The organism is Nonomuraea sp. NPDC003709 (assembly GCF_040610775.1).
Taxonomy (GTDB): Bacteria; Actinomycetota; Actinomycetes; order Streptosporangiales; family Streptosporangiaceae; genus Nonomuraea; species Nonomuraea angiospora_A.
The window spans coordinates 307,354-330,235 of record NZ_JBEXMW010000016.1 but is presented as its reverse complement, the minus strand read 5'-3'; the positions used below and the strand labels follow the sequence as shown (position 1 = coordinate 330,235).

Annotated in this window: 21 protein-coding genes; 10 read left to right on the top strand and 11 right to left on the bottom strand. The window is 72.0% G+C overall.

Annotated elements, in window-relative coordinates:
- Positions 1–18 precede the first annotated feature (18 nt).
- The gene (locus ABZX61_RS40650; protein ID WP_355201916.1) at positions 19–840 is read left to right on the top strand and encodes a trypsin-like serine protease; all 822 of its coding nucleotides are present in this window, start codon (positions 19–21) and stop codon (positions 838–840) included.
- On the opposite strand, the gene ABZX61_RS40645 is transcribed toward ABZX61_RS40650, so the two are convergent.
- The 3 genes from ABZX61_RS40645 to ABZX61_RS40635 are packed head-to-tail and all read right to left on the bottom strand — an operon-like array spanning position 824 to position 2,975.
- Entirely contained in the window at positions 824–1,711 is an 888-nt protein-coding gene (locus ABZX61_RS40645; RefSeq protein WP_355201913.1) for a Gfo/Idh/MocA family oxidoreductase, read from the bottom strand. The two genes, ABZX61_RS40650 and ABZX61_RS40645, sit on opposite strands and share 17 nt — an antisense overlap.
- A complete protein-coding gene (locus ABZX61_RS40640; protein ID WP_355201910.1) occupies positions 1,708–2,619 on the bottom strand; it encodes an NAD-dependent epimerase/dehydratase family protein in 912 nt (303 codons plus the stop codon). The genes ABZX61_RS40645 and ABZX61_RS40640 overlap by 4 nt, the downstream gene beginning before the upstream one ends.
- Positions 2,620–2,621: 2 nt before the next feature.
- A complete protein-coding gene (locus ABZX61_RS40635; protein ID WP_350724998.1) occupies positions 2,622–2,975 on the bottom strand; it encodes a YrdB family protein in 354 nt (117 codons plus the stop codon).
- A 113-nt stretch (positions 2,976–3,088) separates the two neighbouring features.
- On the opposite strand from ABZX61_RS40635, the gene ABZX61_RS40630 reads away from it, so the two are divergent.
- Positions 3,089–3,784, top strand: a complete 696-nt coding sequence (locus tag ABZX61_RS40630) for a TetR/AcrR family transcriptional regulator (protein WP_355201907.1) — start codon at positions 3,089–3,091, stop codon at positions 3,782–3,784.
- A gap of 10 nt (positions 3,785–3,794) precedes the next feature.
- Here ABZX61_RS40630 and ABZX61_RS40625 read toward each other — a convergent pair whose 3' ends face one another.
- The 5 genes from ABZX61_RS40625 to ABZX61_RS40605 form a co-directional block, all read right to left on the bottom strand.
- Positions 3,795–4,385: a TetR/AcrR family transcriptional regulator gene (locus tag ABZX61_RS40625; RefSeq protein WP_350724995.1), complete on the bottom strand. Its 591-nt coding sequence runs from the start codon at positions 4,383–4,385 to the stop codon at positions 3,795–3,797.
- 6 nt (positions 4,386–4,391) lie between these two features.
- Positions 4,392–6,746 (bottom strand): PEP/pyruvate-binding domain-containing protein, encoded by a 2,355-nt coding sequence (locus ABZX61_RS40620; protein ID WP_355201904.1) that lies wholly within the window; start codon positions 6,744–6,746, stop codon positions 4,392–4,394.
- Positions 6,743–8,128, bottom strand: a complete 1,386-nt coding sequence (locus ABZX61_RS40615; protein WP_355201901.1) for an MFS transporter — start codon at positions 8,126–8,128, stop codon at positions 6,743–6,745. The genes ABZX61_RS40620 and ABZX61_RS40615 overlap by 4 nt, the downstream gene beginning before the upstream one ends.
- 82 nt (positions 8,129–8,210) lie before the next feature.
- The gene (locus ABZX61_RS40610; RefSeq protein WP_355201898.1) at positions 8,211–9,497 is read right to left on the bottom strand and encodes an MFS transporter; all 1,287 of its coding nucleotides are present in this window, start codon (positions 9,495–9,497) and stop codon (positions 8,211–8,213) included.
- Between the two features lie 31 nt (positions 9,498–9,528).
- A complete protein-coding gene (locus ABZX61_RS40605) occupies positions 9,529–10,935 on the bottom strand; it encodes a M20 family metallopeptidase (protein ID WP_355201894.1) in 1,407 nt (468 codons plus the stop codon).
- 143 nt (positions 10,936–11,078) lie between these two features.
- Between ABZX61_RS40605 and ABZX61_RS40600 the strand changes: the two genes are divergently transcribed.
- The gene (locus ABZX61_RS40600; protein WP_355201891.1) at positions 11,079–11,987 is read left to right on the top strand and encodes a LysR family transcriptional regulator; all 909 of its coding nucleotides are present in this window, start codon (positions 11,079–11,081) and stop codon (positions 11,985–11,987) included.
- 47 nt (positions 11,988–12,034) lie between these two features.
- Here ABZX61_RS40600 and leuA read toward each other — a convergent pair whose 3' ends face one another.
- A complete protein-coding gene (leuA, locus tag ABZX61_RS40595; RefSeq protein ID WP_355201888.1) occupies positions 12,035–13,741 on the bottom strand; it encodes a 2-isopropylmalate synthase in 1,707 nt (568 codons plus the stop codon).
- A 261-nt stretch (positions 13,742–14,002) separates the two neighbouring features.
- Between leuA and ABZX61_RS40590 the strand changes: the two genes are divergently transcribed.
- The 6 genes from ABZX61_RS40590 (at position 14,003) to ABZX61_RS40565 (ending at position 20,918) form a co-directional block, all read left to right on the top strand.
- The gene (locus ABZX61_RS40590) at positions 14,003–14,248 is read left to right on the top strand and encodes a DUF2630 family protein (RefSeq protein ID WP_350724982.1); all 246 of its coding nucleotides are present in this window, start codon (positions 14,003–14,005) and stop codon (positions 14,246–14,248) included.
- 42 nt (positions 14,249–14,290) lie between these two features.
- A complete protein-coding gene (locus tag ABZX61_RS40585) occupies positions 14,291–15,265 on the top strand; it encodes a GNAT family N-acetyltransferase (protein WP_355201884.1) in 975 nt (324 codons plus the stop codon).
- 34 nt (positions 15,266–15,299) lie between these two features.
- Complete coding sequence (locus ABZX61_RS40580) at positions 15,300–17,477, top strand: glycoside hydrolase family 6 protein (protein WP_355201881.1); 2,178 nt, start codon at positions 15,300–15,302, stop codon at positions 17,475–17,477.
- A gap of 127 nt (positions 17,478–17,604) precedes the next feature.
- Positions 17,605–18,918: an MFS transporter gene (locus ABZX61_RS40575; RefSeq protein WP_355201878.1), complete on the top strand. Its 1,314-nt coding sequence runs from the start codon at positions 17,605–17,607 to the stop codon at positions 18,916–18,918.
- Between the two features lie 9 nt (positions 18,919–18,927).
- Positions 18,928–19,593 carry a response regulator transcription factor gene (locus ABZX61_RS40570; protein WP_355201875.1) on the top strand — a complete coding sequence of 222 codons (666 nt, stop codon included), beginning with the start codon at positions 18,928–18,930 and terminating at the stop codon, positions 19,591–19,593.
- On the top strand, positions 19,590–20,918 hold the full coding sequence (locus ABZX61_RS40565) for a HAMP domain-containing sensor histidine kinase (protein WP_355201873.1): 1,329 nt from the start codon (positions 19,590–19,592) through the stop codon (positions 20,916–20,918). The genes ABZX61_RS40570 and ABZX61_RS40565 overlap by 4 nt, the downstream gene beginning before the upstream one ends.
- Here the strand turns inward: ABZX61_RS40565 and ABZX61_RS40560 are convergent.
- Positions 20,909–21,814: a TAXI family TRAP transporter solute-binding subunit gene (locus ABZX61_RS40560; protein WP_355201871.1), complete on the bottom strand. Its 906-nt coding sequence runs from the start codon at positions 21,812–21,814 to the stop codon at positions 20,909–20,911. The two genes, ABZX61_RS40565 and ABZX61_RS40560, sit on opposite strands and share 10 nt — an antisense overlap.
- A 34-nt stretch (positions 21,815–21,848) precedes the next feature.
- On the opposite strand from ABZX61_RS40560, the gene ABZX61_RS40555 reads away from it, so the two are divergent.
- A complete protein-coding gene (locus ABZX61_RS40555; protein WP_355201870.1) occupies positions 21,849–22,565 on the top strand; it encodes a Mut7-C RNAse domain-containing protein in 717 nt (238 codons plus the stop codon).
- Here ABZX61_RS40555 and ABZX61_RS40550 read toward each other — a convergent pair.
- Positions 22,562–22,864, bottom strand: coding sequence for a hypothetical protein (locus ABZX61_RS40550; protein ID WP_355201868.1), 303 nt, complete (start codon positions 22,862–22,864; stop codon positions 22,562–22,564). The genes ABZX61_RS40555 and ABZX61_RS40550 overlap by 4 nt on opposite strands.
- Positions 22,865–22,882 lie beyond the last annotated feature (18 nt).

Genomic DNA, 22,882 nt, shown 5'->3' with positions numbered 1-22,882 from the left:
TCACCTTAAGGTGGGAGTGTGCTCAGGTTGGTGCTGTCTCTGGTCCTGCTCGACCCCACCGCCGTCGCCGAGGTGTCGCAACGTAACGTCCCCGTACCCCGCGTCCTGACCCCCGACGGCGACCGCCTGGGCTATGCGCCGGTCCCGCGCCCCTACACGGGGGCGCGGCGCCTCACGGGGGTCCTGCTCGGCCGCGACCCCGTGACGCGGACGAACGTGCTGTGCGGGGGCACGGTGATCGGCTCGCGCAGCCGCAGCCTGGTGGTCACCGCCGCGCACTGCCTCTACCAGAACGGCCACTCGCTCCAGCAGGTGACCTTCCTGCCCGGCTACGACCTGGGGCAGCCGAAGCTGGGGGTCTGGCAGGCCGTGCGCGTGTGGGTGCCCGACAGGTGGCGCACCGAGCCGTACTCGGCGAGTCTGCTGCCGTACGACGTCGGCCTGGTCGGTGTGGCGCGCCGCGAGCGCCCGCTGGAGGCCGTCACCGGCAAGGGTGTGCGGCCGATGCCCACCACCAGGGGCACGAAGCTGCGCGGGCTCGAACTGCTCGGCTATCCGGCGGGCAAGGGCTATCCGGGCACGAAGATGTACCGGTGCGTGGGCGACGCGAGCGAGGGCCTCTCCGAGGGGCCCGGGCTGATGATCACGCGCAACTGCCACGCCGCCGCCGGCGGGAGCGGCGGTCCCGCCCTGTACGGCGACGCGCTGGCCGGCGTCGTGTCGTCCTCCAGCCCGATGAGCGACACCCAGGGGTACACCGTGCTGACCAGGCTGGGCGAGTCCGTGTTCGGGCGGATGCTGGCCAAGGCCGACAAGGAGATGCTCAAGCTGCCCGGCTGACGATCTCCTCGCAGAGCGCGTGGGTGGCCAGGGCGTCGTCGGCGGCGATCCGGCGGCCTTCGCGCACGGCGGCGAGGAAGTCGAGGCAGATCTGCTCGATGCCGCGCTGTCTGGCCACCGGCACCCAGTCGGGGCGACGGGCGAGCGTCTCGCCGCCCCGGTAGTCGACGACGTCGCCGAGGTTGGCCACGCGGCGCTTGGCGCCGTCGCCCATGGCCTCGCAGGTCTCCTCGCTCGCCCCGCTCGTCCGGTTCATGACGCCGATGGCGGTGAAGCCGTCGCCCGTCAACTCCAGGACGACGTGCTCGAGGAGGCCGTCCTTGACGCGGGTCCTGCTCCTGGTGCCGGTCACCGGGCCGGGGGCGAGGAACCTGAGGGTGTCCACCACGTGGATGAAGTCGTCGAAGATCACCCGGCGCGGCTCGTCGGGCTGGTTGTCGCGGTTCTTCTCCATGAGGACGAGGTGCCGGGGATGGGCGGCGAGCCCGGCGTATCCGGGCGCGTACCGGCGGTTGAAGCCGACCATCAGTGACCTCCCCTCGCTCTCCGCGAGCCGTACGAGCCGCTCGGAGTCCTGGAGCGTGTAGGCGATCGGCTTGTCGACGTAGACGTGGATCCCGGCCTTGAGCAGGGGCTCCACGATCTGCGGGTGCGCCTCGGTGGCCGCGTGCACGAACGCCGCGTCGGCCCCCGCCTTGATCACCTCGTCCACGCTCGTGGACCGCGCGGCGATCCGGTAGGTGTCGCCGAGCCGGTCCAGGCGGGCCTGGTTGCGCGTGCAGAGGTGCAGGTCGAGGGAGGGCTGGGCGGCGAGCACGGGGAGGTAGGCCTTCTCCGCGATGTCACCCAGGCCGATCACGGCTATCTTCACGCCTCGAGCGTAGCCTTGAGGCTCACTTCGATCGGCGTAGGCGCGACACCGAACGTGGTCTGGAAGGCCGAGGAGTCGAGCACGAACGGCTGCGTGAACTGGTACCTGACGTGGCCGAGCTCCCCGATCATGGGCGAGAACAGGCCGGCCACCCTGACCAGCGGCCACGGGAGCTGCGCGAACTTGGGCGCGGGCCGCCCGAGCAGCGCGGCCATCCGCTCCCCCATCTGGCGGAAGCTCAGCGGCTCGCCGGTGGGCACGTGCCACGGCCGGCCCCAGGCCCGCTCGTCGCCGCCGGCCACGATCAGCGCGTCCGCCACGTCGGGCAGGTAGGTCCAGCTGTGCGGCATGTCCGGAGGGTAGACCAGCTGGATGGTCTTGCCCTCCCTGAGCGGCACGAGGAACCGGCCGCCCAGGTAGGACTGGTCGCTGGCGCCCGGGCCGAAGAAGTCGGAGCCGCGCACCTCGGTCGTCCTGATCCGGCCCGCCTCGTGCGCGGCCAGCGCGTCCCGCCACATCTTCGCCCGCACCCGGAACTTGGGGTTGGCGGAGGTGAGCGGCAGGTCCTCGGTCATGGGGCCGTTCACGGGCCCGTACGGGTAGAGGTTGCCGAGCATCACGTACACGGCGCCGCTCGCCTCGGCGGCGGCCAGGAACGACTCGGCCATCGGCGGCCAGTCGGTGAGCCAGCGGTGGTACTTGGGGTTGACGCAGTTGTAGAGGACGTCGGCCCCCTTGGTCGCCTCGATCAGCCCGGCCTTGTCGGAGATGTCGGCGGCCACCTTGACGGCCCCCTCGGGACCGCTGCCCGAGCGGGTCACGACGGCGACCTCGTGTCCCTGAGCGAGCAGCTTGTTCGCCACATGCGTGCCGACCTGGCCGGAGCCTACGACGACGTGCTTACCCATGATCAGACCTGCTTCCAGATGATGCGGAGAACCGCGTTGACGACGAACACAGCGAAGAAGACGACGGCGGGGGTCGCCAGGCCGGAGGCGTAGAGCGCGACGGCGCCGCCGCCGAACCAGAGGATCTCCAGCGCGGCGCGGGCCAGACCGGTGAGGGGGAACGTGGCGTTGGCGCCCCCGCCGGCCCCGAACAGCGCCCAGGCGGCGATGAACAGCGCCGGCGCACCCACCCCGGCCAGCAGCCTGATCCACCAGGCGGCGCTCAGGGTGAAGCCCCAGTATCCCACGGAGGCCAGCACGCCGAGCTCCAGGAAGAACATCAGGACGGCGTTGGCGCCTTTGACTGTGCCGAGCATTTCGGTCCTCCGTGAACTGTCATTCGCTTACGAGAGCAATGCTCTCTCAAAAGAGCAGGGATCGTCAAGAGCGGTGCTCTCGTTTTTTGGCACCGCTCTGATAGCCTGCTTCCATGACAGCCAGCCGCACCGCCAGAGAACGCGTCAGGGCCGAGCTCACCAGGGAGATCACCGACATCGCGCGTCGCCAGCTCGCCACCGACGGCGCCGGCGGCCTGTCGCTGCGGGCGGTCGCCCGGGAGATGGGTATGGTCTCCTCGGCCATCTACCGCTACTTCCCGAGCCGCGACGACCTGCTGACCGCGTTGATCATCGACGGCTACAACGCGCTCGGCGAGAGCGTGGAGCGCGCCGACGCCGAGTGCCGGCAGGACGACTACCTGCGCCGGTGGATGACGGCCTGCCACGCCGTCCGCGACTGGGCGCTGGCGCACCCGCACGAGTACGCGCTGCTCTACGGCTCCCCCGTGCCCGGCTACCAGGCTCCGCAGGACACGGTCCCGGCCCGGATCCGCGACGTCACCGTGCTGGGCCGGATCGTCTCCGACGCCTGGGCCGCGGGCGCGGTCCAGGCCCTTCCCGGCGAGGCCCCGCGCGAGCTGGCGCCGGAGGCGGCGGCGATCCGCGGGCTCATGCCCGGCGTGCCCGACGACGTGCTCTGGCGCGGCCTGTCCGCGTGGACCACGCTGTACGGGTGGGTCAACTTCGAGGTGTTCGGCCAGTTCAACAACACGATCGAGAACAGGCGCGCGGCGTTCGAGCACTCGATGCGGCTGGCGGCTTCGGCGATCGGGCTCGCCGCCGCGTGAGCGGCGCCGCTCAGCTCGGCTTGAACAGCGGCACCAGCACCTCGTCCACGATCGCGACGACGAGCTCGTCGGGGACGGGCGAGCCCTCGAAGAGGAAGTGGTGGCGCAGCAGCGCGTGACCGGCGTCGAGGCGGCGGGGGGTGACGGCCCCGGGGGCGACCTCGCCGCGCTCGACCGCCCGGCCGACGACCTCCGTCATCAGCCTCCTGGAGGTGCTCTGGGAGTCCTTGCGCAGGGCGCGCAGCGGGGACCCGCTGCTCAGCGCCTCGCCGAGCAGCCCGCGCATGGCCTCGCCCGCCGGGCCCGCCAGCGCCTTCGACGTCATCCTGAGCATGGCCACCAGGTCGTCGCGCAGGTTGCCGGTGTCGGGCGCGGCCCCGGGGGTGGGCAGCGAGTTGTAGACCGCGTCCATCACCAGCTCGATGCGGGTGGGCCAGCGCCGATAGAGCGACGCCTTGCTGGCCTTGGCCCGCTCGGCGACGCGCTCCATGGTCAGCCCGGCGTAGCCGGCCTCGGCCAGCTCGTCGAGCGTCGCCTGGAAGATCGCGGCGTTCAGCGCCTCGCCCCGGCGTCGCGGCAGCTTGCGGTGGTCGGTCACCATGGCATCTTAGAGAGCTCGGGTGACGCGACCGGTGTCGCCGTTCACGGTCACCGGCTGGCCGTCCACCAGCACGGAGGTGGCCCTGCCGGTGCCCATGACGGCCGGGATCCCGTACTCCCTGGCGACAATGGCGGCGTGCGAGGCCGCGCCGCCGGCGTCCACGACCACGGCCGACGCCAACTGGAACAGGGGCGTCCACGACGGGTTCGTGTACGGGCAGACGAGCACGTCGCCGCTCTCCAGCCTGGCGAACTCGGCCGGCTCCCTGATCACCTTCACCGGCCCGGTCGTCACGCCGCCGCTGGCCGGGGAGCCGGTGACCAGCGCGTCCCCCGTCTCGTGGACCGGGAAGACGGCCGCGGGGTCGATCAGTCGCACGCCCGACAACTCCTCCCGCTTGGCCGCCCGTGCCCGGACCGCCTCGCGCAGCCGTTCCCGGTCGGCGCCGGCCATGGCGGTCACGTCGCGGATGGCCTCCAGCTCCGGCAGTCGCAGGTGGAAGACGTCCTCCGGCCGGTCGAGCACGCCCTGCCCGCGCAGACGGCGGCCGATCTCCATGAGTGATCTGCGCAGGATGGGCTGCGGCATCATGAAGAAGAAGTGGCTGTCCTCGCGGAACGCGACGCCCGCGCGGGCGGCCTCCACCCACCGCCGCATCCGGGCGCGGCCGCCGGCTGTCAGCCACGGGTGGCGGAGCAGGCGGCCGAGAGCGTCGTCGCCATCCTTGCGCGCGGGCGGCGCGGCGGCCAGCACTTTGATCAGGTCGATGACGGTCTCGGGGACGTCGGACCAGGTGGGCGTGGTGACGAGGATCGGGCTCGAGGTCTCGCGGTGGCCGTACTCGGCCAGGAACGCCCGCAGCCCCTCCTCGAACTCGGCCGGCCTCGGGCCACCGTCGAGCGCGCCCGTCCGCCTGGCCAGCTCGGCCAGCCGTTCCAGCGCCTGGTTGGCGTCGGTGGTACGGGTACGCGCCCCGTGCAGCAGGTCGCCGAAGAGCCGGCCGCGCCCGAGCAGCTTGACCGCCACCAGCAGCCGCAGCAGCGCCAGCCCGGTGCCGGGCAGGTAGTCCGCGCGCAGGCCGGCCACCGGGTCCACCAGGTCCAGGGCCCGCCGGGGCACGCGGACGAGCTCCGCCCACGGCAGCTCCGCCAGGTCGCGGGCGGCCAGCTCCCTGACCGCGGCGAGGTAGGCGCGCAAGCGCGGGTCCTCCGTCCAGCGGGCGGGGTCGAACCTCCTGGCCCTGGCCAGCAGGCTGAACGGGACGGCCGGCAGCTTCCGGGTGGGGCGCGGGCTCCGCGGAACGAGCTGGTAGACCACGCCGTCCTCCTCCCGCAGGAACCCGTCGAACACGCCGGCCATGCCGAAGCCGGCCACCACCCTGGCCATCAGCCCGACGGGGCCGTACGGGATCCAGGTCGTCATGTCGATCGGATAGGGCCGTTCCGGGAGGTACTCCATCAGAATGGTGGCGATGCGGCGCTGGGCCGGGTTGAGCCTCCCGACCGGGGGCGGCGGCAGCGCGGTCATGGGCCGGGCCTGCAGCAGGTGGACGCGACCGCCCGCGTACGCCCACTCGATGTCCTGGGGCCGCCCGAAGTGCGCGGCGACCTCCTTCCCCAGCCTGGCCAGCTCCCCGAGCGCCGCGTCGGGCAGGCGCTCCTGAGCGGCCGAGCCCGTCTCGCGCGTGACTCCCCCGCCCGCCGCGCCCCTGATGACGACCTCGTGACGCCCCGGCGTGAAGGCCGTACCGGCGTCGGAGATCACGTAGTGGTCGGGCGTGACCAGGCCGGACACCACGGCCTCGCCGAGCCCGCTGCCGGCGTCGACGACGAGCTGGGCGCGGTCGCCGGTGACCGGGTTCGCGGTGAACATGACGCCCGCCAGGTCCGCCTCGACCATGCTCTGCACCACGACCGCGATCCGCACCTCGGAGTCGTCGATGCCGAGCCGGGCGCGGTAGGCGACGGCGCGGTCGGTCCAGAGCGAGCCCCAGCAGCGGCGTACGGCGTCGAGCACGGCCCGCTCGCCCACGACGTTCAGGTACGTGTCCTGCTGGCCGGCGAACGCGGCCCCCGGCAGGTCCTCGGCGGTGGCGCTGGAGCGCACGGCCACGGGCCCGCCGCCAAGGGCGCCGTACGCGCCGGCGACGGCCTCCCGCAGCTCGTCGGGCAGCTCGACCTGCTCGAAGTACGCCCGCGTGCCGTGCCCCTGGGCGATCACGTCGTAGGCATGGGTGGTGACGACGAAGCCGCCCGGGACGGGGAAGCCGTTCCTGACGAGCTCGCCCAGGTTGGCGCCCTTGCCTCCGGCCATGGCCAGGTCGTCCCGGCCGAAGGCGGCCAGCGGTGCGACGAGTTTCACGATCTCTCCTCGGCGTAGGCGGTGGTGCGGAGCGGACGCGCCGGCAGCGCCAGCGCGAGGAAGAACGCCACGGCCAGCAGCGGCGCCATGGCCGCGAAAACCGGCGGCACGGCCGCGGCGAAGGCGTCCCGCATGCTGTCGGGGACGTCGGACGGGTTCGTGGCGGAGATCCCGGACCTCAGCGTGATCAGCGCGCCCACCAGCGCGACCCCGGCGGACGCGCCGACCTGGCGCAGGAAGGTCACCGACGAGGTGGCGGTGCCCAGGTCGGCGTACTCCACGGCGTTCTGGGCGGCCAGCACCATGGTCTGCATGACGAGCCCGACCCCCAGCCCGGTCACCAGCATCGCGCCGGCCAGCGCGAGCGGGTCGCGGCCCGCCAGGCCGATCAGCCCGAGCCCGGCGGCGGCCACGGCCGTGCCCGCGATCGGGTATGGCCGGTACCTCCCGGTCCGCGTGATCAGCCGCCCGGACACGACGGTCGTGGCGAGCACGCCCGCCATCAGCGCCGTCACCAGCAGCCCCGCCCCCGTCGCGCTGGAGCGCAGCGCGATCTGCAGGTAGGCCGGCATGTACGTGATCGTCCCGAACAACGCGAACCCGATGAGCAGGCTGATCGACACCGGCACCGCGAACGCCCGGTCGCGGAACAGCCGCAGCGGCAGGATCGGGTCGCTGGCGAACCGGGCGCTGACCAGCCACGCCAGCGCCCCGGCGATCGCCACGCCGAGATAGACGGGGTTCCCGGTCTGCCCCAGCAGGACCACCCCGACCACGGCGACCGCCAGCGTGACGGCCCCGGCGACGTCGAGCGGCGCCCGGCCCGCCTGCCCGCGCGGCCTCGGCAGCCGCAGGGTGGCGCTCAGCACGACCAGCGCCAGCACCCCGAGCGGCGGGTAGATCGCGAAGATCCACCGCCAGCTCAGCCGGTCGACGAGGAACCCCCCGATCAGCGGCCCGCCCACGGCGGCCACCACGTACATGGCCCCGATGAGCCCGAGGTAGCGGCCCCGCTCGCGCGGGCTCACCACCTCGCCGATGATCGCCTGAGCCCCGATCATCAGCCCGCCGCCGCCCAGGCCCTGCACGGCCCGGAAGGCGATGAACTGCGGCATCGACGTGGCCACCGCGCACAGCACGGCCCCGGTCACGAACACGACGATGGCGACCTGCATGGTGGGCTTGCGGCCGTACCGGTCGCCGAGCTTGCCGTAGACGGGCATGACCACGGTGGCGGCGGCGAGGTAGGCGCTGACGACGGCGGGCATCTGGTCCAGCCCGCCCAGGCTGCCCGCCACGGCCGGCAGCGCGGGCGCCATGATCGTCTGATCGAGCGCGCCCAGCAGCATCGCCAGCATCAATCCGGACAGCACGACGCCCATGACGTCTCTCCTTAGAGAACGACTCGTTCTCTAAGGAGCATAGGATTCAACTCGAAGAAACGCAACGTTCACTAATCGGGCCTCAGCGGATGCCGCGGGTCCGGAGCGCGGAGGCCAGGGCGGCGATGCTCAGGAAGGAGACGGCGAGCAGGTAGTACGCCGGCGACACCTGCGAGCCGGTCCCCGAGACGAGCGCCGCGGCGATGGCGGGGGTGAACCCGCCGAAGATCGCGACCGCCGCGTTGTAGCTGAACGACAGGCCGGTCGCGCGCGCCTGCACCGGGAATGCGTCGGCCATCACCGACGGCAGCGCGCCGAAGTAGGCGGCCTTCAGCAGGCCGAGGATCGTCATGCAGAGCGTCAGGGTCAGGAACGACGGCGACGCGGTCAGCCAGAGGAACAGCGGGACGACGCTCCCGCCGATCAGCACCGCGGCCGGGATCATGATCTTCAGCCGGCCGAACCGGTCGGCCAGCAGGCCGACGAAAGGGGTCGCGACGGTCAGGGTGACCCCGGTGATGAGCAGCGCGACGAACGACAGCGAATCGTTCAGGCCCAGCTCCTCGATCCCGAAGGTCGGCATGTACTGCAGGATGAAGTTGAGCGCGGTCGAGATGACCATCGCGCCACCGGCGATCAGCAGGCCGCCCCAGTGGTCGCGGAAGACCGACCGGATCGGCGAGGGACGCTCGCCCGTCGCCTCCGGCGTGATCTCCGGCGACTCCAGGACGTACCGGCGGATGTAGAGGCCGACCGGAAGGACCAGCAGCCCGAACACGAACGGCACCCGCCAGCCCCAGGCCGCCATCTGCTCCTTGGACAGCACGGCGGTCAGGCCCGCGGCGAACCCGGAGGACATCAGGGTCGCGAGCCCCTGGCTGGCGAACTGGAAGCTGCCGAGGAAACCCTTGCGGCTGTCGTCCTGCTCGACCAGGAACGAGGTGGCGGCGCCGAACTCGCCGCCGGCCGCGAATCCCTGGATCAGCCGCGCGACCACGATCCCCAGCGGCGCGAGGAGCCCGAGCGTGGCGTAGCCGGGCATGACCACGATCAGCAGGGTGCCGAGGGCCATCAGCCAGATCGTCAGCACCAGGGCCTTCTTGCGCCCGTGCCGGTCGGCGTACGCGCCGATGACCAGTCCTCCGAGCGGACGGATCAGGTACGTCACGCCGAACACCGCGTATGCCTGCACCAGCTGGACGCCGGGCGCGTCGGCGGGGAAGAACACCTGTCCGATGTAGGCCGCCATCAGCGCGTACACGGCGAGGTCGAACCACTCGAGCGCGTTGCCGATGGTCGCCGCCGCGATCGCGCGGCCGGTGGAGCCGCGCGTCGCGGGCTGGGTCGGATCTGTGGAGGCGACGGCCATCGAAGGTCCTTCCGGTGGGGGCTGACGTCTGTCAGACCGGTTGGGGGGCGGGGAGAGGGTGGTCGGCCGAAGGGTTGCCGAGAGCGTGGAACAGCGCGGCGGCCAGCACGACGCCCTCGCGGGCGATCCCGGCGAGCAGGTGCTCGTCGGGCGCGTGCTGGAGGCAGCCCGGGTACGAGTGCGGCAGCCACAGGGTCGGCAGCCCGAGGACGTCGGTGAAGACGAAGTTGGGCAGGGAGCCGCCGATGTTCGGGAGCAGGGCGACGGGCCCGCCGGTCACCTGCTCCAGCGATCCCCTGGCCCACCGCATCCACGGGTCGTCGAGTGCCGTACGGCTGGCCGGGAAGTGGCCCAGGACGCTGACGCCGACCATCGGGTAGCCGTGGGCGGCGAGGTGCTCGGCGACGGCCTGCTCCACGCCGCTCACGTCGGTCCCGGCCACGTACCGCAGCTGCAGGATCGCGCGGGCCCGGCCGGGGATCGCGTTGACGGGGTTGTCGATGTCGGCCGACCCCATCGCCAGGACCTCCAGGGTGTTCCAGCCGTACAGCCGCTCGGCGGCGGTCAGGCCGGTGTCACCCCAGCCCTCGTCCGGGGCCGGGTCGCCGGGGCTGTTCGCGACGGTGACGCCGGCCAGCACCTCGCGGACCGCGTCCGGGAGCTCCGGCGGCAGCAGGGCCGGCACCCGGATGCGCCCGTGCCCGTCGACGCAGCTCGCGATCGCGCCGGCCAGGGTGGTGGCGGGGTTGCGCAGGACGCCGCCCCAGTTGCCGGAGTGGTAGGTGTTGGGGCGCAGATCGACGTCGAGCGCGATGTCGACGCCGCCGCGCGACCCGAGGAACAGCGTGGGCGTCGCCGCGTCCAGGCGCGGCCCGTCCGAGGCGATCAGGACGTCCGCCCGCAGCTCCTCGCGGTGCGCCGCGGCGAACTCGGCCAGCCCCGGCGAGCCGATCTCCTCGCCGGACTCGAACAGGAAGATCAGGTTGAACCCGAGCCTCCCCTGCCGGGCGAGCAGCAGGCGCAGCGCGGCGAGGTTGATCAGGTGCTGACCCTTGTTGTCGGCCGAGCCGCGGCCGTACCAGCGGTCGCCGTCGGCGGTCAGCGTCCACGGGTCCCGGCCACCGCTCCACCGGCCCGCGTGGCCGTCCACCACGTCGGCGTGGCCGTAGCAGAGGAGCGTCGGCAGCGAGGAGGACTCGATCCGGGTGCCGACCAGGAACGGGCCCCCAGCGAGGTCGGGGTTGGGGTGCTCGGTCACGGAGCACCCCAGGCCGGTCAGCGCGGGTGCCAGAACCTCGTCCAGGTATGCCTTGACGGCAACGCGGGCTCCCGGCTTGGTGCTCTCGGTGGGGTAGGAGACCATCGCGGCGAGGTCGGTGAAGAACGCGCCGGAATCGACGTACTCCTCCGCCTGTTCGATGAGGTCTGCTGGGATCACGAGAGGTTCCTCCGGGGGATCGCGGGCGCTGTGCTGGTCAGCAGCGTAGGACGGTTCACGGGCTTGGACCATTGCCGATTGCCGCAACGAGCGTTCTACTATTGGCAAACCCGTGTGCCAGAAGCATTTACCAGGAGGTCCCGATGCAACTCCTGCCGGTGGGCCTCTCGTACTTCCTCGAGGTGGCCCGGACGGGGTCGGTGACCGAGGCGGCCCGTACGCTGACCGTCGCGCCCTCGGCGATCAGCAGGCAGATCGCCAAGCTGGAGTCCGGGTGCGGGGTGCCCCTGTTCGTCCGGCATCCGCGCGGGATGGCGCTGACCGAGGCCGGGTCCCGGCTCCTCGCTCACGTCCGCCGCAGCGAAGCCGAGGCGTCCGCCCTGGTGAACGAGTTGCGGACCGGGCGCGGAGCCGATGTCCGCAACGTCACGGTGGCGTGTTCGGAGGGGTTCGGACGGCGGATCGTCCCGCGGGCGATGGCGGCCTTCCGGCGCGACCACCCCGACGTGACGTTCCAGCTCGACGTCGTCCCCCGGCAGGAGGCCACCCGCCGGGTGATCGAGGGGATCGCCGACGTCGCCGTCACCTATGCGATGGGGCCGCAGCACGATGTGCGGGTGGAGTGCGCCGTCGTGATCCCGGTGGTCGCGATCGTCCCGCTCGGGCACGAGCTGGCCGGACGTGACCGGGTCGGGCTGGCGGAGCTGTGTGAGCACCCGCTGGCCCTCGCCTCCACCGGGACCAGCCAGCGCGAGCTCTTCGACATCGGCACGCAGATCGAGGGGCTGACGGTCCGCCCGGTGCTGGTCTGTGACGGGCTCGGCCCGCTGCACGAGTTCGTCCGCTGCGGGGGTGGCATCGCGCTCGTCGGAGATCTCGGCGACCTGCACCGCGAGGGCTCGGGCGAAGGGGTCGCCTACGTACGGCTGGACCACCCGGTGTTCCGCCAGCGGGAGGCCCAGGTGCAGACCGCCCTGGGCCGCCGGCTGCCCTGGTCGGTGACGGAGTTCACCGGGCTGCTGGTCTCACTGCTCGGCCCGCCGCCCAAGTGACGGGCGGCCCCTTGGACGGCGTACCGAGTCGATGGGATGCGGTGCGGTCAGCGCGAGGCGCGGTTGACCGCGGAGATGATGGCCTTGAGCGAGGCCGTCGTGGTGTTGGCGTCGACGCCGACGCCCCACAGCACCTGGCCGTCGACCTCGCACTCCAGGTAGGAGGCGGCCTTGGCGTCGGAGCCGGCGCTCATCGCGTGCTCCACGTAGTCGAGCACGCGCACCTGGATGCCGACCCCCGCCAGGGCGTCGATGAAGGCCGAGATCGGGCCGTTGCCCGCGCCCGCGATCTCGCGGATCTCCCCGTCGACCCGGACGTCGGCGCCGATGCGGTCCTTGTCGTCCACCGTGGACTCGTGGCGGTGGGCCATCAGGCTGAGGCGGCCCCAGCGGTTGGCCGGGTTGGGCAGGTATTCGTCGCGGAAGATCTCGTACATCGCGGTGGGGCTGATCTCGCCGCCCTCGCTGTCGGTGCGGGCCTGCACCACCTTCGAGAACTCGATCTGCAGCCGACGCGGCAGGTCGAGCTGGTGGTCGGCCTTCATGATGAACGCGACGCCGCCCTTGCCCGACTGGCTGTTGACGCGGATGACGGCCTCGTAGGTGCGGCCGATGTCCTTCGGGTCGATCGGCAGGTACGGCACCGCCCAGGTGAACGCGTCGACCGGCACGCCCGCCGCGGCCGCGTCGCGTTCGAGGTGCTCGAAGCCCTTCTTGATGGCGTCCTGGTGGGAGCCGGAGAAGGCGGTGTAGACCAGCTCGCCGCCCCACGGGTGGCGCGGGTGCACGGGCAGCTGGTTGCAGTATTCGGTGACGCGGCGGATCTCGTCGATGTCACTGAAGTCGATCTCGGGGTCGACGCCCTGGGAGAACAGGTTCATGCCCAGGGTGACCAGGCAGACGTTGCCGGTGCGCTCGCCGTTGCCGAACAGGCAGCCCTCGATGCGGTCGGCGCCCGCCATGTAGCCCAGCTCGGCGGCGGCCACGGCGCTGCCGCGGTCGTTGTGCGGGTGCAGCGACAGGACGATCGAGTCGCGGTGCTTGAGGTTGCGGTGCATCCACTCGATCTGGTCGGCGTAGATGTTGGGGGTGGCCATCTCGACCGTGGCCGGCAGATTGACGATGACCTTGCGCTCGGGGGTGGGCTGCCACACGTCGTTGACCGCGTCGCACACCTCGACGGCGTATTCGAGCTCGGTGCCGGTGAACGACTCGGGAGAGTACTGGAAGTAGACGTCGACGTCGCTCGCGTCGGCGAGCTTCTTGACCAGCTTGGCGCCCTCGACGGCGATGGCGGTGATGCCGTCCTTGTCCAGGCCGAACACGACGCGGCGTTGGAGGGTGGAGGTCGAGTTGTACAGGTGGACGATGGCCTGCTTGGCGCCCTCGATGGACTCGAAGGTGCGCTCGATCAGCTCCGGCCTGGCCTGGGTCAGCACCTGGATGACCACGTCGTCGGGGACGCGGCCCTCTTCGATGATCTGGCGGATGAAGTCGAAGTCGGTCTGCGAGGCGGCCGGGAAGCCGACCTCGATCTCCTTGTAGCCCATGCGTACCAGCAGCTCGAACATCTGCAGCTTGCGATGGGAGTCCATCGGGTCGATCAGGGCCTGGTTGCCGTCCCGCAGGTCCACCGCGCACCAGCGGGGCGCCTTGGTGATGACCTGGTCGGGCCAGGTGCGGTCGGTCAGGCGGATGGGCTCGAACGCCTGATAGCGATGGGTCGGCATGGGGCTGGGCTGCTGAGCGGTCATGTCTGCTGGCTCCTCATCGGTCGAAAGAAATCGGCCGACGCGCATGACTGGCTCCGCGGCGAGGGAGCCGGCCTCAGTGGCCCCCGCCGCGGCAGCTAAGAAGCAGCCCACGCAGCATGCCATGCACGTTACCAGACGTCTCGCGATGCACTGCCCCGGATCTCAGATCCTGAGAAGGCGGCGAGTCGCCCCCAGCCGAAGTGCGACGGAAACGGGCCCCGGGGCGGGAGGCCGGCCCGGACCGGTGACTAGAGTTCAGGCATGCGGGACGACGAAATTCTCACCAAGATCAGTGCCCTGGTCGACGAGGAGCACGAGCTTCGCAACAGGCTGACCCAAGGCGAGGTGACCACGGACGAGGAGCACGAGCGCATCAAGCAGCTGGAGGCGGCGCTCGACCAGTGCTGGGACCTGCTCAGGCAGCGCCGGGCCAGGCGGAGCGCGGGCGAGGACCCCGACAACGCCGCCGCCCGCCCCGCCAACGAGGTCGAGAACTACAGCCAATAAATTCGCTCGCCCCGGCCGTCGTCCGTGCGATTTGCTGGGCACATGTGGATCCAGCCCATCGATCTCGACCGGCCGGGCGACCTGGTCACGGGCCTGCATGAGGCGTACACGGCGGCCTACTCCGACGACCCGGGCCCGCTGATGTCGCTCGCCAACTTCCGCCACGGCATCGCCAGGCACTCACCGGGCGACCGGGCCGAGCTGTGGGCCGTCGTCGAGGGCGGCGAGGTCGTCGGCGGCTACGCCCTGTCGCTCTCCCAGCTCGACAACACGCACATGGGCTGGATCTTCCCCCTCGTCGTGCGCCCCGAGCGGCGCGGCCGGGGGCTGGGCTCGGCGCTGTTCGAGCATGCGCTGGAGAGGTTGCGCCACCACGGCAGAAGCCTGCTCCTCACGGAGACGCCGACCACCGGCGTGGGCGCCCGCTTCGCGCTCGCCCACGGCATGACGGTCGCGGTCGCCGAGGCCCGCCGCGTGCTGGATCTCCGCAAGGCCGGCTGGGACACCCTGGAACGCATGATCCCCACCGTCGAGGGCTACCGTCTCGAACGCTGGACCGGCCCGGCCGACCCCGGCCTGATCCCCGACCTCTCGACCCTGATGAACGGCATGAACGACGCCCCGCGCGACGCCGGCATCGAGGACTTCGACTTCAGCTCCGAGCTCATCCGCGACCGCGAGGAGGGCATCAAGGAGCGCGGCCTCACCAGCTATTCGATGATCGCCCGCCGCGACTCCGACGGAGCCCCCGCCGGATACACGCGTGTCTACCTCGCCGCCGACCGCTCGGACGGCTGGGGACATCAGGCGGACACGACCGTGCTGGCCGGGCACCGGGGCCACCGCCTCGGGCTGCTGCTCAAGCTCGCCAACCTGTTCTGGCTCCGCGAGCACGAGCCCCACCTGGAGCGGATCATCACCTGGAACGCCACCTCCAACGCCCACATGCTGGCCATCAACGAGGCCATGGGCTTCGAGCTCCTCGACGAATGGAACGAATGGCGGCTGGAACTGTAGGCCGTTCGGAGGCGGGAGGCTAACCTGACCCTTTATGACCTTGGAGGCGTTGAGGGACGGGGATCCGCGCCAGGTGGGGCCGTACACGCTCCTGGTCCGGCTGGGCGAGGGCGGCATGGGCGTCGTCTACCTGGGCCAGGCGCCGGACGGCACGCGGGTGGCGGTCAAGCTCATCCACGCCAGGATGGACGCGCAAGCGGACTTCAGGCGGCGCTTCGCCCGCGAGGTGGCCGCCGCCAAGCGGGTCGCCCGCTTCTGCACCGCTCCCGTCCTGGACGCCGACGTCGAGGGGGACGTGGCGTACCTGGTCACCGAGTACGTCGAGGGGCCCAGCCTGGGGGACGCCGTCCACGAGTCGGGGCCGCTGAAGGGCTCGGCGCTGGACGGCCTGGCCGCCGCGATGGCCATGGCCCTGCGCGCCATCCACGGGGCGGGGGTCGTACACCGCGATCTCAAGCCGTCGAACGTGCTGCTCTCCCAGGTGGGGCCCAAGGTCATCGACTTCGGCATCGCGCAGCTCATGGACGCGGAGATGAGCAGCGCGATCGTGGGGACGCCGTCGTACATGTCGCCCGAGCAGGTGTCGGGCGCCACCATCGGCCCGGCCTCGGACATCTTCTCGTGGGGCTGCACGGTCGCCTACGCGGCGAGCGGCAGGCCGCCGTTCGGCTCGGGCTCGGTCCCCACGATCCTCCTGCGCATCATCAACGAAGCCCCGAAGCTGCACGGCCTCTCGGGGCCGCTGCGCGACCTGGTGCTCGCCTCGCTGACGAAGAACCCGCGCGAACGCCCCACGGCCCAGGACCTGATGGACCACCTCAGCGTGGCGGACCCCGGCGGCGCTCCACTCCCCAGCGCGGAGACGGACACAAGCGATACTCCGGCATCCACTGGTAGCACTGGCACGGGCACGAACGCGACCGGTCACCCGGGGCACGCCGATGTGACGACGGCGCCGCCTGACGGCCCAAGACCGCCCGTCGCGGCGACGGCGCCGCCCGACAGCCCCTTGACTCCCGGCCCCGGGGTGGCGGGGAACCGGAGGAAGATGCTCGCCGCGGCGGCGGCCGTCACCGTGGCCGTGGGAGGCGCGTCCGTGGCGGTCGCCTGGCGCACCCTGGGCACCTGGTCGAGCGCCCGCACCCCCGCCCAGACGACCACCACCCAAGCCGCCCGCTCCAACAACCAGGCCAAGCCCCAGAACCCGCTCACAGCCCCAGGCAAGATCACGTTCTACTCTCCACCGGAGCCGGCCGCCACCCGCCAGGCCAAGCAGTGGAAGAAGGACCGCCCCGAGGACGCGGAGCTCATGAGCAGGCTGGCCGCGGTCCCCCATGCCATCCGCCTCAACCAGCCCGAGGCCAGACCGGAGGTCGACGCCACCGTCAAAGCGGCCCGGCAGGAAGGCGGCGTCCCGGTGTTCCTGATCAACTCCCTGCCGGGCAGCGAGTGCCGCTCGACGACCGCCGCGGAACTGGCCTCGTACCAGGAGTGGATCAAGGGCATAGCGAGCACGATAGGCCGGGCCGAGGCGGCGGTGATCCTCGAACCGGGCGCCACGGTCAAGATCCCCGGCGTCAAGGCCTGCGACCCGCAGGGCTCGGTGGACCAGCGCTACGACGCCCTCCGCCAGGCCGTCCAGACCCTCAAGGCCAACCCGAACACGGCCGTCTACCTCGACGGCAGCCAGGACCTCTACCCGGGCACCGCGCTCATGGCCGACCGGCTGATCAAGGCCGGCATCGACCGGGCGGACGGCTTCTTCCTCAACACGGGGGCCTTCCACCCCACGGAGCGGAACGTCGCGTACGGCAAGGCGCTGTCGGCCTGCATCAGCGTCCAGCGGGCCACGGGCGCCAAGGACTGCCCGTCGGACGGGAAGGTGGACCCGGCGACGATGCCCCACTTCGTGGTCGACACCGCCAGGAACGGCCAGGGCTCGTGGTCCCCGCCGCCGAAGAAGTACCCCGACCCGCAGACGTGGTGCAACCCGCCGGGCCGGGGCGCCGGCGACCGGCCCACGACCGACACGGGTGAGGAGCTGGTGGACGCCTACCTGTGGATCGCGCGGGCGGGCTCGTCCAGCGGCCGGTGCAGGCGCGGGGAGGGCGGGGAGAAGGACCCCGAGCGCGGCGTCGTGTCCCCGGAGGCCGGCGAGTGGTGGCCGGATCTGGCGCTGGAGAGGGCCGAGAAGGCCAACCCGCCATTGTGACGGGCCGGGGCAAGCCCGAGGTTGCGCCCATGTTAAGCGGACGTTAGATCTCGGCCGCCTGCCCTTGTCCGAACATCCTTCTGCGGAGAGGCTCTGACCTGCACCTACTCCCCCCAGGAGGTTACCCGTGAGCAAGGCACGCGTGCCGTGGAAGGCAGTGATCGGCGGCTCCGTCGGCAATCTGGTCGAGTGGTACGACTGGTTCGTCTACACCAGCTTCGCCGTCTATTTCGCCGCGTCCTTCTTCCCTGAGGGCGACAACACGGCGAAGCTGCTCAACACCGCGGCCATCTTCGCCGTCGGCTTCTTCATGCGCCCGCTCGGCGGCTGGCTGCTCGGCCGTTACGCCGACAGGAAGGGCCGCAAGGCGGCTCTCACGCTCACCGTCACCCTCATGTCGGCCAGCGCCCTGCTGATCGCCATCGCCCCGACGTACGAGACGGTCGGCTACTTCGGCGCCGTGGTGCTGGTGGTGGCCCGCCTGCTGCAGGGGCTGTCGGTCGGCGGCGAGTACGCGGCCAGCGCCACGTACCTCACCGAGGCCACCCCGCGCGGCCGGCGCGGCTTCGCCTCGAGCTTCCAGTACGTCTCCATGACCGCCGGCCAGCTCGTCGGCCTCGGCCTGCAGATCATCCTGCAGAACACGATGTCCACGGAGGCCCTCAACTCCTACGGCTGGCGCATCCCGTTCGTGATCGGCGCCCTGGGCGCCGCGGTCGTGTTCTACCTGCGCCGCAACCTCCTGGAGACGGAGGCGTACGACGAGGAGGAGCGCGAGGTCGAGCACGAGGGCCGCGGCACGATCAAGCAGCTGCTGGCCCACAAGAAGGAAGCGCTGCTGGTCATCGCCCTGACCATGGGCGGCACGGTCGCGTACTACACCTACACCACGTACCTCACCAAATACCTCGCCATCACCGCCGGCCTGCCCAAGGAGACGGCCACGCTGGTGAGCTTCTGCGCGCTGTTCATCTTCATGTGCCTGCAGCCGCTGGCCGGTGGGCTGTCGGACCGGATCGGGCGGCGGCCGCTGCTGATCACGTTCGGGATCGGGTCGATGCTGGGCACGGTGCCGCTGATGACGGCGCTCGGCGGGGTCACGGGGTTCGCCGGCGGGCTCACGCTCTCTCTGATCGGCCTGATCATCGTCACCGGCTACACCTCGATCAACGCGGTGGTGAAGGCCGAGCTGTTCCCGACGAACGTGCGCGCGCTCGGCGTCGCCCTCCCCTACGCCATCGCGAACGCCCTGTTCGGCGGCACCGCCGAGTACGTGGCGCTGTGGTTCAAGAACAACAAGATCGAGTCCGGCTACTTCTGGTACGTCTCCGCCTGCGCCGCCGTGTCGCTCGTGGTCTACCTCACCATGCGCGAGACCAGGGACGCCGCCCTCTCCCGCGCCGAGCAGACTTCGGAGGATGTGGTCGCGGCCCGCGTCTAACCTGGGCACATGCGAGTTCTCCTGGTCGAGGACGACGATCGGCTCGCGTCCGCGCTCACCACGGCCCTCGCCCGGCACGGCCATCAGGTCGCCCGTGCCGGGCTGGCCGTCGACGCCCTCCGTCTGGCGGGGGGCGTCGATTTCGTCCTGCTCGACCTGGGCCTGCCCGACATGGACGGCCTCGACGTGCTGCGCCGCCTGCGCCGGGTGTCGGCGGTGCCGCTCATCGTGGTCACGGCCCGCACGGAGGAGCGCGAGGTGCTGCGCGGGCTGCGGTCCGGGGCCGACGACTACCTGGTCAAGCCATTCCGCACGGTGGAGCTGATGGCCCGCATGGAGGCGGTGGTGCGGCGCGGCACCAGGCCGATGCCGGCCCGCGACGACGTGGTGAGCGTCGGCGACGTCCGCATCGACCTGGAGTCCAGGCAGGTCACGGTGGCCGGCGAGCCGGTGACGCTGACGCGGCGGGAGTTCGACGTGCTGGCGATGCTGGCGCGCGAGCCGGGCGTGGTGCGCGGCCGGGAGGAGATCCTCGACGAGGTCTGGGGCGATCCGCTGCTGTCGGCGTCCCGCTCGCTCGACGTGCACGTGGCCAACCTGCGTTCCAAGACCGGCCGTCCGGGGCTGGTGGAGACGCTGCGCGGCACCGGCTACCGGCTGGGCTCGACGGCGTGAACTCCCGCCTGGTGGTCACGTTCACCACGCTGATCGTCTTCCTGATCGCGGCGCTGGCCGTGCCGCTGGGCCTCGCCTACGCCTCCCACCGGACGAACCGCCTGCTCCTCGACCGCCGCGCCGACGCCACCCGCTTCGCGGAGCTGGCCGACCAGGCGGCCAGGGAGGACGACCGCTCGGGGCTGATCGCCGAGATCGACCGCTATGCCGAGCTCTACGGGGCGGCGGTACGCGTACGCGACCGCGACGGTTCCGTCCTGGCCACCGCGGGCCGCTTCGACGCCGACGACCGGGAGGCCACCCGCCTGGCGCTGTCCGGCCGCACGACGGAGGAGCTGCCCACGATCAACCCGTTCGGACCGGCCACGGTGCTGCTGGCCGAGCCCGCGGGCCGGGACGCGCAGCTGTCCGGCGTGGTGCTGCTGGAGGCCCCCACCGACCGGGCCAGGCAGGACGTGTCGCTGGTGTGGGGCGCGCTGCTGGTCGGCGCGCTGGTGGCGCTGGGCTACTCGGCGCTGGTGGCCAGGCGGCTGGCCCGCTGGATCCTGCGGCCCGTCACCGAGCTCGACCGGACCACGCAGGCCATCGCGCAGGGCAGGCTCGACGCGCGGGCGCATCCCGGCGCCGGGCCCTCCGAGCTGCGGCGGCTGGAGGAGCGCTTCAACACCATGGCGGACGCGGTCTCCAACGCGATGGAGCGGCAGCGGGCGTTCGTGGCGGACGCCTCCCACGAGCTGCGCACCCCGCTCACGGCGCTGGGGCTGCGGCTGGAGAACCTGGAGCCGCATCTGCGGGGTGAGGGCACGGCCGAGTTCGGGGAGGCGATGGCGGAGCTGGACCGGCTGGCGCTGCTGGTGGAGGACCTGCTGGCGCTGGCGAAGGTGGAGGCGGGCGCGGGCGTCGAGGGCAAGGAGATCCCGCTGGCGCCCCGGCTGGGGACGTGGCGGGAGGTGTACGCGGCCAAGGGCATCCACCTCATAACCGAAATTTCGGAAATGGCAGTGGTTCCCGAGGCAGCGGCCAGGGTCGCGGACATCGCGCTCGACAACGCCCAGAAGTTCGTGCCCGAGGGCGGCACCGTCACGGTCACCCTGGAGGACGGGGTGCTGCGGATCGCGGACGACGGGCCCGGGCTCGGCGAGGAGGAGCGGGCGGAGGCGCTGGGACGGTTCTGGCGGTCCGGGGCCCACGCGAACGTGGTGGGCAGCGGCCTGGGCCTGGCCATCGCCGCCGAGCTGGCCAGGGCATGCGGGGCCACGCTGGCGCTGCTGCCCGCCGTACCGCACGGTCTGGTCGTGGAGCTGCGCCTGAGGGCTCAGCCGTAGGCGGAGCGGTAGTAGCGGGCGGCGCCCGGGTGGAGCGGGACGACGCCGGTGCCGATGGCGTAGCGCATGTCGAGCCGCCCGCCGGGCGCCGACGGGGCCTGGAGGCGGTCGCGGGCGCCGAAGAGGGTCTCGGTGATCGAGTACGCCAGATCGTCCGGGAGCGTGGCCCGGCACATCAGGTAGCTGGGGGTGCCGATGGTCGGCACCGGCCGGCCGACGCCGTACACGCCGGCGGGCACCAGCCCGTGCTCGTAGAGCGGGCCGAACCGGCGGCGCAGGACCGTCACCAGCGGCTCCAGCGGCACGAGCTCGATGTCCTCCAGCGCGGCCAGGACCGGCGTGGGCACCCCGCCCGACCAGAAGAACGCCTCGATCCCGCCGTCGCGCAACGCCTGGACCGACTCGTCCAGGCCCAGCCTGCTGACCTCGGCGGGCTCGGCCAGGTCGGCCACGGCCAGCACGCGGGTGGCGGTCACCGCGGTGCCCGAGCCCTCCAGCCCGATGGAGACCGCCCGACCCGCCAGGTCCTTGACCGCCGCGATGCCGGAGCCCCGCCGCACCACCAGGTGGACGTAGTTCATGTACACCCTGGCCAGCGCGGAGACCGGCTGGTGGCGCACCCTGACGGCGTCGTCGGCGCTGTCGGCCAGCGCGAACGCCACGTCGGCCCGCCCGTCGGTCATCATCGTCAGGTTCTGCACACTGGCCGCGGTCTTCATCACCCGCACCGTGAGCCCGTCCTGCCGCAGCTCCCGCGCGAGCCCGTCGCCGAGCTGCTCGTAGATCCCGCCCGTCACGCCCGTCGCCAGCCGCAACTCGGCCCGCCTGCCGTCGGCGGCCGAGCACCCGGTCGCCAGCGCGGCGAGCCCCAGGAAGGCGCGGCGAGATATCGGCATGAAATTACGTTATCCGGTCCACCAGAATGGACATGTGAGCGAACGGGACGCACGCCTACTCATCGCCTCAGAGCTGACGATGTTCCTGCCAGTGAGCCGGCGCCAGGAGTGGCAGCGGGTGACGCCGGACGGCACCTCGACGCTGGGTCACCACGTCGAGTCGCTCGGCATCCCGCTGACCGAGGTGGGGCCGATGGGCGCCGACGGCCGCGGGGTGCCGCCGTCGTACCAGCTCGTGGCCGGTGACGTGGTGGAGGTCCAGCCGGTGCCGCGCCCGCAGCCGCTGCCGGAGGAGCCGCGGTTCCTGCTGGACGTGCACCTGGGCACGCTGGCTCGGCGGCTGCGGCTGCTCGGCATCGACACGGCCTACCACAACGACATGGACGACCCCTCGCTGGTGGTGCAGGCCAACGAGGAGCACCGGGTGCTGCTCACGCAGGACCGCGGCCTGCTGCGCCGCCGCGCGCTGTGGCTGGGCGCGTACGTACGCGGCTCCCGCCCCGCCGACCAGCTCCGCGACCTCCTCGAACGCTTCACCCCGCCGCTGCGCCCGTGGACGCGGTGCACGGCGTGCAACGGCGAGCTGCGGCCGGTCGCCAAGCAGGAGATCGCGCCGCTGCTGGAGGCGGGCACGGAGCGCAACTACGACGCGTACGGGCGGTGCGGCGAGTGCGGCCAGGTCTACTGGCGCGGCGCGCACAGCGACCACCTGGAGGAGATCATCAGGTCGGCCCGCGCCTGGACCGCCTAGCGGCAGAGGGTGAAGGGCTCGACGCCGGGCAGGTGGCGGGCCCACTCCTGGGCCGTGAGGGTACGTCCGGCACGCCGGCAGACGGCGCCGGCCACCCGGCCCCCGTCGAGTTCGTGGGTGCGCGGCGTGCCGTCCGGCGTGACGCTGTAGACCCTCCTGCCGTCCGGTGAGAAGGCCAGCCGGCCGCTCCCGGCCGCCTGGAGGCCGTCGAAGAGCACGCCCAGCGGGTGGTTGTGCGGCACGCCCCACAGGCGGACGCGGGCGCGCCCAAGGGCACCCGATCCGGCGACGGACGGCACCGCCCCCTGCCCACCGGA

Excerpts from the sequence above, each read along its gene's own strand:
- leuA (WP_355201888.1), bottom strand. The coding sequence starts at position 13,741 with ATGACCGCTCAGCAGCCCAGCCCCATGCCGACCCATCGCTATCAGGCG.
- ABZX61_RS40570 (WP_355201875.1), top strand. The coding sequence starts at position 18,928 with ATGCGAGTTCTCCTGGTCGAGGACGACGATCGGCTCGCGTCCGCGCTC.
- ABZX61_RS40590 (WP_350724982.1), top strand. The coding sequence starts at position 14,003 with ATGCGGGACGACGAAATTCTCACCAAGATCAGTGCCCTGGTCGACGAG.
- ABZX61_RS40625 (WP_350724995.1), bottom strand. The coding sequence starts at position 4,385 with ATGGTGACCGACCACCGCAAGCTGCCGCGACGCCGGGGCGAGGCGCTG.
- ABZX61_RS40615 (WP_355201901.1), bottom strand. The coding sequence starts at position 8,128 with ATGGGCGTCGTGCTGTCCGGATTGATGCTGGCGATGCTGCTGGGCGCG.
- ABZX61_RS40635 (WP_350724998.1), bottom strand. The coding sequence starts at position 2,975 with ATGCTCGGCACAGTCAAAGGCGCCAACGCCGTCCTGATGTTCTTCCTG.
- ABZX61_RS40630 (WP_355201907.1), top strand. The coding sequence starts at position 3,089 with ATGACAGCCAGCCGCACCGCCAGAGAACGCGTCAGGGCCGAGCTCACC.
- ABZX61_RS40560 (WP_355201871.1), bottom strand. The coding sequence starts at position 21,814 with ATGCCGATATCTCGCCGCGCCTTCCTGGGGCTCGCCGCGCTGGCGACC.
- ABZX61_RS40585 (WP_355201884.1), top strand. The coding sequence starts at position 14,291 with ATGTGGATCCAGCCCATCGATCTCGACCGGCCGGGCGACCTGGTCACG.
- ABZX61_RS40580 (WP_355201881.1), top strand. The coding sequence starts at position 15,300 with ATGACCTTGGAGGCGTTGAGGGACGGGGATCCGCGCCAGGTGGGGCCG.
- ABZX61_RS40600 (WP_355201891.1), top strand. The coding sequence starts at position 11,079 with ATGCAACTCCTGCCGGTGGGCCTCTCGTACTTCCTCGAGGTGGCCCGG.
- ABZX61_RS40610 (WP_355201898.1), bottom strand. The coding sequence starts at position 9,497 with ATGGCCGTCGCCTCCACAGATCCGACCCAGCCCGCGACGCGCGGCTCC.
- ABZX61_RS40640 (WP_355201910.1), bottom strand. The coding sequence starts at position 2,619 with ATGGGTAAGCACGTCGTCGTAGGCTCCGGCCAGGTCGGCACGCATGTG.